General features: G+C 43.0%; 3 protein-coding genes. 1 reads left to right on the top strand and 2 read right to left on the bottom strand.

Going from position 1 to position 12,868, the window contains the following annotated elements; genetic code table 11:
- Positions 1 to 426 precede the first annotated feature (426 nt).
- A complete protein-coding gene (locus tag EV194_RS11210) occupies positions 427 to 11,154 on the top strand; it encodes a glycine-rich domain-containing protein (protein ID WP_132434135.1) in 10,728 nt (3,575 codons plus the stop codon).
- Between the two features lie 523 nt (positions 11,155 to 11,677).
- Here the strand turns inward: EV194_RS11210 and EV194_RS11215 are convergent.
- Complete coding sequence (locus EV194_RS11215) at positions 11,678 to 12,562, bottom strand: hypothetical protein (protein ID WP_132434136.1); 885 nt, start codon at positions 12,560 to 12,562, stop codon at positions 11,678 to 11,680.
- An 18-nt stretch (positions 12,563 to 12,580) separates the two neighbouring features.
- Entirely contained in the window at positions 12,581 to 12,811 is a 231-nt protein-coding gene (locus tag EV194_RS11220; protein ID WP_132434137.1) for a hypothetical protein, read from the bottom strand.
- Between the last annotated feature and the right edge of the window lie 57 nt (positions 12,812 to 12,868).

The raw sequence follows: 12,868 nt of genomic DNA on the forward strand, positions 1-12,868 counted from the left end.
GGTAAAACCTAACCACGGAGTTCACAAAGATTTACACAAAGCCCGCAAAGAGTTCTTAGTGACCTCTGTGTCTTCATTGTGCTCATTGTGGTTAAAACCTTCTATCCCTTAATATGGTGTAATAAACAAGAAAGTATCACCATGAAATTCTCTGTTTTTCCTTTTGTCAATCCCATTTGTCACTAAAAAATACTCTTTCGTCAAAAGATTTCTTCATTTTAACTCAATGTTTAAAACTTCTTTTTTGTTACCTGCGTATAAAATATTGTAATGTTTACGCTTTTTAAGTTACTGTTTATTAATTGAATTTATCAAAATAACATATCCGTTAATATTCTTAAGTAGCAATTATTTCTTAATTTTGACGGATTTTACTAATTGTTCAATTTTGTTGATTTTATCGTGTTGTATTTTTATATAAACTATATGAATAAATTCTACCACTCATCTATTACCATCGGGCAGATGTACCGAATTTTTGTATCCAAAACAGCAGGTTTTGTTGTTACTCTGTTGTTTTTGTTTGGTTTTGGAGCAGTCGTTACTGCGCAGGAGCAAGTCGTTGAGGAGTTTACTACCAGTGGAACCTGGACAGTACCGCCCGGTGTAACAGAAATTACCGTGGAAGCCTGGGGTGCAGGTGGAGGTGGGGGGAATCGAACTAGTAATGGATTTGCTGGAGGTGGTGGCGGCGGTGCTTATGCCAGAAGTACTGTTATTGTTACGCCTAATACTTCTTTTGATATTGAAATTGGACAAGGAGGTACTTCTGGAGTTAATGGAGGTTCTTCGATTTTTGGTGCAGAAATAGTCTTAGCAGCTGGGGGGCGCAGTGGATCAAACAATAATCAGAATGGGGCGCTTGGTGGCTCTATTGAGGAGTCATTAGGAGAGTATAGATATAGAGGAGGAAATGGAGCTACAGGTGGTCAAACAGGAGGATGGTTAAGTAGAGATTTTTCAGGTCCAGGTGGAGGAGGCGCAGGTAGTATCGGAAATGGTTATGATGCTACAGGGCAATCTGGAGGCAGTGGTCAAAATGATTACGGTGGTCAGGGAGGAAATAGCGTTGTTGATCGAAGCAATGGAAATTCTGGATCTAACTATGGAGGAGGTGGTAGTGGAGCATCTTATAGAGGAGGCTGGGGACAACCCGATTCAAGATTCGGCGGTTCCGGTGCACCCGGCCTAATTCGTATATCTTATGTTCCCGCATATCAGGCTGAATTTATTTCAATGGATATTGGCGATGAAGTATGGGAGGCAGGTGAAACCAGAACAGTTTCAGTTACCGTACGCAATTCAGGACAAGCAGTTTGGACAGACAGTGATCCCGATATTAATATAGGGATAAAATGGAATGCAGATTCTGATTATCTTGTCCGAACAGATGCTGGAAACTTAGCTCCCGGTGAAACACGTACTTATGAGCTTACGGTTACAGCTCCAATGGCATTGGGGACTGATAACCTTACATTCGATGTAGTAAATGAAGGGGCATGTTGGTTTGGAAATAATAATGGAGTTTGCGGTCCCGGCAATACTGTTTTTGTATCTCAGGACATTACCATAGCCCCAGTTGTAAACCGTTACTACAGTTATCAATCTGGCAATTGGAATGAAGCCAATACATGGACGCAGGATCCTTCCGGAACACTGTCGGTAAATCCTGGTGTTCCCGGGGAGTATGATTATGTGACCATTCTCAACGGTCGTGATGTATATATACCGAACAACAATAGAACGGTATTTTCCTTAGAAATCCAGAACGGAGGAACACTTGATTTACGCTCTTCTACCGGGCACAATTTTGGTGATGTGGGCGGTGAGGGAACCTTGCGTCTGCAAACCAATAATTTCCCCACTGGTGACTTTAGCTTGTTTACATCGGCAGGTGGCGGTACGGTGGAGTATTATAATCCTGCTGGTGATTTTACTTTACAACGACTGGAGTATAACAATCTGACGTTCAATTTTGCCAATACTGCACGAACGGTCACTTTAGCAGGGGATTTAACTGTAAATGGCAATCTGAATATACCACGAGGTCGTTTCCAGATTGGGAACAATAACGCAGCAAGAACTGTTCAAATTTACGGCAATGTTTTGGTCGATAACAATGGACGAATTCAATTAGGTACAGGCAATGCCAACCACCGATTTGTTGTGAATGGCGATTTCTCAAACTATGGAATAGTTCGGTTTACAAATCAGAATAATCCTAATTACACAGGCACGCCCAACGATGGTCGTGCCGATGTGGTATTCAACAACCCGATGGCTGACCAGAATTTATATTTGGCCGGGCAAAGTGACTTTTATCGCATCGAGATTGAAAAAGGTGTTGACCAGACTTTTGTCCTTAATATTGATGCAACAGCATCAGGTAATTTTAGATTGTTTGGTCGAAATGACATCGTCCCTGGTACAAATGCACCAAATATTTTCAACCCCCATGCTTTGGGGCTTCAGGCAGGTACTGTTAGGTTAGGGCAAAACATAGTGATTCCATCATTGGCCACAGGTACAACCTATACGGTGGATGAGGATGCCATGTTATGGCTGGATGGTGCGCATGTTACTTTCGGCGCAGGAAATACTGGAGATGGTACAACATTATTGTTGTATGGAGCATTAAAGGTTACAGGTAATTCTGTATTAAACGATAACAGTAAACAGGGAATCGTGAGTCGCGCAACTGCCTCAATTATTATTGAAGGTGGTGAGGTTTCTACCGAATGTGTTCGTACTTCATATCAAGAGGGCGTCCATCGCGGTGCGTTTAATATGTCGGGTGGAGAATTAACCATTCGGGCGGTTGATTTGCCTAACCTGGGTGGTATGAATGTTTATCCGGCAATGACATTGCCTTATCCGGATAATACAGTTAATATTTCTGGTGGCGTTATAAATATTCTTTCACCTAATACAATAGCAGGTGGTTCCGGAACTAATTTCAGCCTTCTAATTGGTGCCAACCCTGATAATGTAAGTATTACAGGAGGTGAGATTAATTTAACAGTTCCGAATAACAGAAACGCATTTGTTCTTTCAACAGCTCCTCTTTGGGATTTAAATATAATTTCCGCATCCAATAACAATTCGGCACAACCCAGAGCTTACGCCAACAATGCCACCATACCCGGTATTGCTGTGCAGCCTTTGGTTGTTAAGAACAACCTTACACTAGTAAACAGGGGCGTGCTTACATCAGGTAATGCCAATGCAGATGTTATAGTAGGAGGAAATTTTGTTATTAACAACAACACAATTTACACCCCCGGCACCAACACCACCATTTTTAATGGCAATGGGCCACAGGCATTTACCAATAACGGGACTCTTACCAATGGTTTCAACAACCTTGAGTTGGCCGGTAAATCCGATTTAACTTTAAATGGGGCAGCAACGCTTGCCATACGGGGTAGTTTAACGTTAGGTAGTGAGACCACCTTGCGCGATAACGGTCGTACCGTCACCGTGGCAGGTAATATCAGCAACAGCGGTACGCATTTTAGACCAGTATCCGGTGCCGGTAGAATCGAACTTACCGGAAATGCAGCACAGGTGTTATCGGGCGATGGCAATGGTGTGTTTAATAATCTCTCTGTTAATAAAAACGGAGGCTCCGTTACTATGAATGCCACAATGGGCGTTAATGGTGATTTACGACTTGTAAGCAATCACCGCTTTAACATTGGGGACAATCTGCTAAAATTGGGTACTGATGCTAATATTTATAGTGCAGCTACAGGTACTGCTCAGGCATTTAACAATAACAAGATGATTGTAACCGGAGGTTTAATGTCAAACGGTGGGGTTCAAAAGCAGTTTTCTAATACCGATGCGTTTCTCTTCCCATTTGGTTTTGTAAATAGTGGTACATTCTATTACATGCCTGCAACCATTCGCTTTAGTTCAGCACCAACGCAATGGGGAACCGTAACTTCGCGCCCGGTTAATGGTCGCCACCATTTGGCTCAGGGAACAAACAATGCGTTAACAGCTTACTGGAAAACGAATAGCAGTGGATTTGAGGGCATTCCGGCTAACTCGGTGGTACATACCTATAGTTATAACAATGCCTTTGTACAGGGCAATGAAGATAATTATATTCCTGCCGTTTACAATTATGGAACAGCCTGGCGTACCATCAACGATGTAAACCTGGTTAATCAGGCTACCAACGTAATCACCTTTAATGCAGAAAGTAATGCCAATGGTGATTATACAGCAGGACTGCCTGCAGCTTTTGCTGATATTCCGGTATTGTATTCACGTGCCAGTGGAAATTGGAATCAGAACAATACATGGAGTACAACCGGTCACGACGGTGATGCTGCCTCGGTTCAACCCACTGCCAACACAATAGTTGTTATAGGCGAGGGGCATACTGTTACCATGACTGCCAATAACGCTTCTGCCGGTGCGCTGTTTATTTCCGATGGTGCTACTCTTGATTTAGTACGTACAACCGGACATAACTTTGCAGCATTACCGGAAGAGACTGTTACCGGTAGTGGAACTTTGCGAATTGCCCGAAGTTATTTCCCGAGAGGTGATTTTGGTGAGTTTCTTGGAGCTAATGGTGGTACTGTAGAGTATTATGTTTCCGGAGGTAATGCTTACACCATTCCTGTTTCTTCTGATGTGACAGGAATACCGCTTACAAACTATCGAAATTTGATAATAAATGCTTCAGGAGCAAACATAATACTTCCAAATACCGATTTCACTGTTTATGAGAATTTAGAGATCAAAGGAGCTAATCAAACAAGAACTAATCAGACCAATGCCAGGACTTATACTGTAAATGGTAATTTGGTTATTGAAGCAGGAACTCTGGTGTATAGAAATGACAGAGCAACAGGTATTATTGTTTATGGAGATTTGAATATTCACTCAGGAGCCTCATTTACAGTTAGAAACAATGGAACAGTTGTCACCAACACCTTGGAGATATATGGTAGCCTTATTAATAACGGTACTTTTAACATGGTTAATGGTACACGCAATACGGTGACCTATTTCAGAGGCGAACAAAACGCTTCTATTGAAGGTTCCGGTGCCACATTCAACTTTCACAGTTTGTTTGTTGATAAAGGTTCGGATGCCACCCCTGTTCTTACATTAGAATCGAATATTACTACAGCTGTTTCTAACCCATTCCTTACTTTGCTGAATGGAACATTCCGTGTTGATAGAGAAGGCTTAGTGGTTACCGTTACCGATGGAACTACCAATTTTTCCATCCCATCAACTGCTGCACTTTCGGTTAATGCCGGAACGGTGCGGGTGGCTTATGGTAACAACAATGCCAATTTATTGTTGGCAGGTAGATTAGAGGTATTGGGTGGATTGATGGAGATTGGCCAGTCAACGCAAAACCAAAATAACAGCATTGAATATGCTGCTGCCGGTAGGCCTGAGGTCTATGTCTCAGGTGGTACATTGTATGTAAATGGGCAGATTCGTCGTCCGGCTACAACCACCAGTGGTTCGCTCAATTACATTCAAACAGGAGGTGAGGTTATAGTTGCAGGGCGCAACCGTATGGCGTCACGCGGATTGCTGGAAATTGCCAATTCAGGAAGTTTGTTCAATACATCTGGAGGTACACTTACACTGATGCGTCCATCTGCGGCTGCAACTACTTTTGGAGATTTATATCTTCGTCCGGAAGCGCATGATGTAAAAGGAGGCCTCATTCAGCTTGGAGCCACTGGTAATGCAGCTGGTTACAGCTTTGCTGTTCAATCTTCAGCTCCGTTGTGGAATATGACGGTTGGAGCCAATACAGGGCAGACGGCTTCATTGGCAGTGTTGCCATTGACTATTAAGAATGAGTTGACTATTGCAGGTAATTCTGTATTTATGGCCAATGGTCTGGATGTGGAATTTGCAGGTCATCTGGTTAATCATAATATTTCGTCCTCTCGCGGCTTAAACGAAGGAGGTTTCAGACCGGGGTCAAACACTCAAATCACACGCTTCAATGGTACAGACAATCAATTAATACAAGGCATTGGAACCAATGTTACCAATTTTGCCAACCTTGAAGTGCGTTCTACCAATTTATCCTTGGCTTCAAATTCAGCAATATATGTAAACAATAATTTATCTCTCTTTTCGGGTGAGTTTAACGATGGAGGCAATATTGTTGCAGTATCACGAAATGTCCATAATGTTGCAAACCATGTTAGTGGTTCTTTATCTGGTGGAATTTCTTTTGAAGGTGCTCAGGCTCAAACCATCTCGGGCAACAATGCTGTGTTCGGGAATGTGTTAATGAACAACAACAATGGAGTCAATGTGGTAAACAACATTCGTATTAATGGATTGTTGACTTTTACCGCCGGTTCACTCTATATCAATGATTATCTTCTCACCTTTGGCGAGAGTGCTTCAATTGGAGGAACGCCTGACAATCGCCGCATGGTGATGCTCAACGGAGTTCTTTCCGACCAGGGTGTTCGCAAGCTGTTTGCCGCAGTTGCCTCCTCAGAGTTTCTGTTCCCAATTGGTGTGCATGGAAAATATACCCCGGCAGCTTATACCCTGTTGGCGAATAATGCTCCGGGAGCAATTACCATCAGGACTGTGAATGAAAAGCACGCTGCTGTAAATGACCCTGACGCCAATGAACTGGCTTACTACTGGAGTGTGAGGGCAGAAGGCTTTGGAGGATTGTCGGTGAGTCACAGATACCATTATAATCAGGATGATGTAAGGGCTGACGAATCCCAGTATGTGGGTGGGCGATATGACTATGAAAATTATACATGGTATAATTTAGGTGACGTGGTGGACGCGTCTGCCAACACCATTGCATTTACCGGCGATTACATTACCGGTGAATATACTGCCGGGTATTCTCCTAATTTTGTCACCAAACCCATTTTGTACAGCCGTCAATCAGGTAACTGGAACGATGTCAATACTTGGTCAGAAACTCCGGGTGGCACTGCTAGTGGTTTAACGCCTGATGGAAATCCGGTTATCATAAGCTCTGGCCATGTGGTGACATTGGATGCAGATAATGCATATTCATATTCAGTAGAGATTGATGGAACCTTAGATGCAGGAACTACGCTTTATCACAACTTAGGTCATATTTTTGGTGATGGAACCCTGGCTCTTAATTCAACATCAGAAGGGATATTTGTTCTTCCCGGTGGGCGATTTGATGATTTCTTTGAGAATTCATCAACTACCATCGAGTTTAAGGGAGATAACACTGCCAACCTTCCGCTAAAACCGGGTAACGTTTATAAGCCTTATCAAAATGTGGTGCTCTCCGGCTCCGGTGTTAAGAATATCAGTGCTGAGGATATGAAGATTAATGGTAATCTGACTATTCGTAATGGAGCGGTATTAAATAATTCCAATCATAATCGAACCATCTACGTGGGTGGCGACTGGATTAATGAAAACACTTCCGAAGGAGGATTCATTGCCGGGCGCGGTACCGTTGTGTTCGATGGTAATCGTACACAAAGCTTTAACGTGCGTGTTAACGAGAACTTCTATAATTTAACCAAGAATACCACAGGTATTCTTGATTTGATGGAGAGTTCAGACGGTGCTTCGTTGGTTGTCTCAAATAGATTGAACTTAACACGTGGTGTTATTCACAGCTATGACAATAATGTGGTTCACATCACCAATACGGCATCGAATGCCGTATCAGGTGGGAATAGTAATTCTTATGTTGATGGGCCACTTACTAAACGTATTTTGTCGGGTCACTCTTTTACGTTCCATGTAGGAAATGATGGCCGCCACGGCCTTATGGCCGTGATGAATACCCAGGGTGGGGCTTCTCCTGCCGACTGGACGGTGAGATACATCAATAGTAATCCGTTACCACGTGATGAGGAGAACCTCAACACCCCAATTACATCGGTGAGTAATAACGAACATTGGGTTGTAACGCGTCCAACAGGTGCTTCGGCGAATGTTCAATTGCGATGGGATGACATCTCTTATCCGGGTGTTACATCAGATGCTTCATTGAGAAACCGACTGAGGGTTGTGCAATACAATAACGCAGAGGCCAAGTGGAGCGAACGAGGACAAACTGTTAGCGCATCAGGTAAAACGGTTTCTACTACCAATCGTGTTTCCACCAATGATTATATATTTACACTTGGATTGAGTGGGGTAACAGCCACCATCACTGACTTTACTTCAGTTGAAATATGTAATAACGGGGAAGTGGCTTCTATTCCTGTTGCTTTAACGGGGGTTGCACCATGGACATTAACTTATCGTGTGAATGGTTCAGGAACTCATAATTTTACGCAAACAGGTATTACCTCTTCTAATTATATGATTCAATTAACCGGGGATGATTTGGCAGGTGCCGGTAACTATTCTGTGTCTTTGGTTTCTGTCTCAGACCAATCTGCTGCAGGTATTGCCAACGCTGGTTCGGTTGATTTAACTGTTCAGGAGACATTTGTACCGGTAATTTCAGGAGCTGCCATGGTTGGGCAGAATGAAACCCGCAGCTATTCTACTCCACAAAATGGAACCAATACTTATGTCTGGAGTTGGGTTGGGGCAGCAGCTGGATCAATTGAATCACCTAATGCAGCTTCAACCAATGTGAATTTTGGAAGTAGTAACGGAACTTATCAGCTACAGGTAACGGAAACCACTGACGGATCCGGTTGTCAGGTTTCTACATTGTTTGAGATTCAAGTGACGAATATTCCTGTACCAGACATTGATCCTAAGGAACCTAATATTTGTCAGGGAGCTACTGTAACTTATACCACAGCAGCCATATCAGGGAATCAATACCGTTGGACTGTTGAAGGAGGCACCATTCAAACGTCAAATGCCACAACATGGAGAAATGTTGCATCCGGGGGGAACTCAATAACTGTGTTGTGGGACACTCCCGGTAATGGAAGTGTTAGTGTGGAGGAGAGAATTGGAACAACAAGTGTACAAGGTGAGACCTCGTTTGATTTAGTTATAAGCCCTGCGGTGAATGCTCGCGATATATCTGTAACAGACACAGAAGTTTGTGATGGAGGTGGTACTTATGTTAGGGTGGAATCTTCTGAGTTGAATGTTTCCTATCGCCTCAGGAATCTTGCAAATGGAGCATACATGGGACCATCAGAAGGTGGTATAGGTGGTGATTTATTATTGCCAACGGGTAATTTGTATAACGATCAATCATACAACTTGGTGGTGGTTGCATTTAACCTAGCGTGTGAACTGGAAATTCCGGTTCCTTCAATTTCTGTATCAGCTCCTTTAGTTGTGTCATTGGCAAGCGATGCGGTAGATAATCAATTCTGCGTTGGTACAGAAGTCATATTTACAGCCAATGCTTCATTTGATCATTATGCTTTTTATATAGATGATTTTGAAATGCAAAGTGGTTCAAATAATGTGTTTGCAACCAATGAACTTTCAAATGGTTCTCAGGTTTATGTGAGTGTTTTAAATGGAGTTGGATGTCCCGGAGTAAGCCCGGTAATCTCCATGACGACCTCAAATGCAGACGGTGTCTGGACCGGTGTCACAAACAGCGACTGGAATAACCCGGCCAACTGGTGTAATGGAATTGTACCTGTTACCAATGATCTGTTGGTTTCGTCCAAATCTGTGCACCCAATGATTTTGCATAGCGAAACAGAAATAGGCAATATCAGGATTGAACCATCTGCTAACGTTATTTTGTCTCCAGGATCCAGCACGACCATCAATGGCAATTTAACCATTGACGAGCCTGGTGGTTTGATATTAGAGAATCAAACTGGTTCTGGAGGTATGTCCTCATTGATAACTCATGGAAGTATTACCGGTGAAACCAATGTGAAACTTACCATTCCTAAGGAGCAGTGGTTCTATTTGGGCAGTTCCATTCAGAATGCCACCTTTGGCAATTTCAATCCCGGAGCACAGGGCTCAGGAACCTTGGTCAATGTTTATCGCGATCGTTGGTATTCTACTTTCACGCAACACCATGGAACCGCAATGCGAGATATGGAAGGAGTTGCTGTGCACTACCATAAAACCAACGAGGAGGATAACTTTATGGAGCTGTCTTATACCGGGGTTCTTAACACGGGCGAAATAAATAGAACCTTTATAGAAAATCGTTATCAGTTGATGGCCAATCCATTCCCGAGTTTTATTAATTGGCAAAGCAATACTGGCTGGAGCCGTGAGCATTTTGAGCCAACCATTTGGTACAGGGCATTGATTGGAGAGGCGATGACATTTGTGACCTACAACCGTTCAGCTGTTTCCGGAGCCCGAGTGGCTCTTTATCCTACTGAAGAGAGTTACAACGAAGAGGAGATGGGTCTAATTGCACCTATGCAGTCGGTTTATGTTCGTCCGTTGGGAGCCAATCGCACCATTACCTTAGATAACGCTGCTCGTTCTCATGGTGTAGCCGATTCACATCTTAAAAGCAGTGAAAGTTCCTATGGGGATGTTGTTCGTATCACGGCCGATAACGGACTCTCTCGTGATGGCGCAGTGATCTATTTTACTCGTAATGCAACTGAAGATATAGATGAGGGCGACTCTGAAAAATATCGTAACAGCGATGATCGTGTGCCTGAAATATTTACCAGAGTAGGTGAAATTGAGTTGGCTATTAACGGATTACCTGAGCTGAACCAACCAACTCGAACCATCCCGCTGATTGTTCGTAATCGGGTTTCAGGTGATGTAACGCTCACGTTCGATATGAGTTATTACTATGGAATGCATTCCGTTTACCTGGAGGATCGCGATACAGGAGCATTTATACATGTTACTGTCGGAGGCGAGTATGTTTACACGGTTAGTGAATCAGGTGAGAGGGATGATCGGTTCGTGCTTCACTTCTACATGGTCTCCACCGATCTGGAACCGGAGATGGAAGATCCAAGTGCCGCTGCAGGTATTCGTATTAACGGCGTTGCCGGAAAAGCCTTGGTGAGCATCGATTCGCAATTGCTTCAAATGGGCGATGCCAACATTGAGGTGTTCACCATAGAAGGTCAGAAAGTAAGCGAAACAAAGGCGCAAAGCAGTCGTACTCTGGTTGTGCTTCCACGCACCAGTGCCATATTCATCGTGCGTGTAACTGCCGGGGATGTGGTGAAGAGTGAACGGGTAGTAGGAGTTCGGAATTAAACGCAGAGGCGCAAAGACGCAGAGAATAATTTAAGAGTTAAAACAATAGAGGCTTCACAGTTTGTGGGGGCCTCTATTGTTTTAATGGTTTGAAGGTTGAAAGGTGGCAAGGTTGATGGATCATTAGGCAAAAGGGTAAAGTTGAAAAGTTTGGAGTTTATGGTTTATGGTTCAGTCTGTAAGGCTGTTAACCCTATCTTATATGCCTTATAACAAAGTTCACTATGGGTTACACAACGCACACAATGGTTTCTTAGCGCCCATTGTGTTTAAAAAACTTATGTGCCTTATGTGGTTTAACTGCCACCTACGGCGGCGTTACCTATCGTTCCAAAAGTACCCTGCAATTGACATCCTCCGGTCTCTGATTTTCATCAGCCTATCGACCTAATAACCTATCGACCCCTTAACCTAAAAACCTATCGCAATTTCATTGCATTCAATTTCCGGTCTCCGTTTATCGGTCTGCGGTTTCCGGTTTCCTGTCTCCGTGTCCCCCCTGTAACCATCCAACCATAACCCCTCAAACCATCAACCCCCTAATTTCCTCCACAATCTCCCCATCTGGTTTAAATCCGCAATCGTAAATTGGGGTGTTGGTTGTAAAGTCTAAAACCCTGTCCAGATGCTCTTGGGTCATTTCTTGGTTAAAAAAATGTTGAATGCAGTTGGCCATAACCCTCATGGAAGCATTTAATCCTGTTAATTGGTGTAGCTCGTTTGTTTTTGATTGTTTTAACAAAAAGATTCCATCTATTTTTGATTTCTTCGGTGTTTGAGCATAGAACACCATAGGCGTATTAAACATATGCCAAATGCCATTGACTTTATGTAGCCAAAGTCTGTCGTCATTAATTACATCGGCGCCGGCTTTTTTCCATAATCCGGCCATGGTTGATTTGCCAGTACCTGAAACCGCTGTAAATAGAAAGCTATGATGATTCAGCGTAACACCCGAGGCATGTATTAAAAAACCGCCTGTATAGTATGCCAGATAAACCATCAGTAAGGAGCCTAAAGGCTGAAATAAGGGGTCAATGATTAATGCCTCTTGAGTTGTCGGCTTTATCCAAATGTTTATCTCTTTTTTGTCATTATTGACAAATGCCACCAACTCCTCTATTGCCTCATTTTGCTTTAAATAATCAACATTAATTACGATCTCTCCGTTGCCATATAGTATGTGCCAGTTATATGGCATCATCTCTTTATCGGTTGATTCGCCTGTGAGTTTTTTTTGGTATGAATTTACCGGGGGTAAATTATTGGTTGTATGGTAATGGCATTTATAATGAGCGCTGCTTTGTATAATTGGTTTTGTATAGCCCGAAGAGGGCAGTAGTTTAAAAACCAGTTGGTTGCTTTTGTTGAGTACGGTGAGTTTAACAGGACCTAAAAACAAATCCATAAATTGATTTAAGTTTTTCTAATATTGAGGCCTATCTCCTCCAAAAGGGTTTGAAGCTTCTCGGTATTGATGGGAGCCATAGTCAGGTTGGCTTTTCGAGCTTTCGTCAAGATCGCTTGTAGACAAAGGGTCAAACTCGTCTTCCCCATCAGTTGGTGAGTTCAGAGAGATGGACATATCAATCACCACCTCCTCAATGGCCGGCTTATGATAAGGTCTTTTAGTTATATTTAGGTTTGTTCTATTCACCCGTTAATGTTTGTTTCCTGTTCCGGTAACTCGCTGCTTTACGTAATGATACCGGTT

The sequence above is a fragment of the Natronoflexus pectinivorans genome, from assembly GCF_004345615.1.
Lineage (GTDB): Bacteria > Bacteroidota > Bacteroidia > Bacteroidales > Marinilabiliaceae > Natronoflexus > Natronoflexus pectinivorans.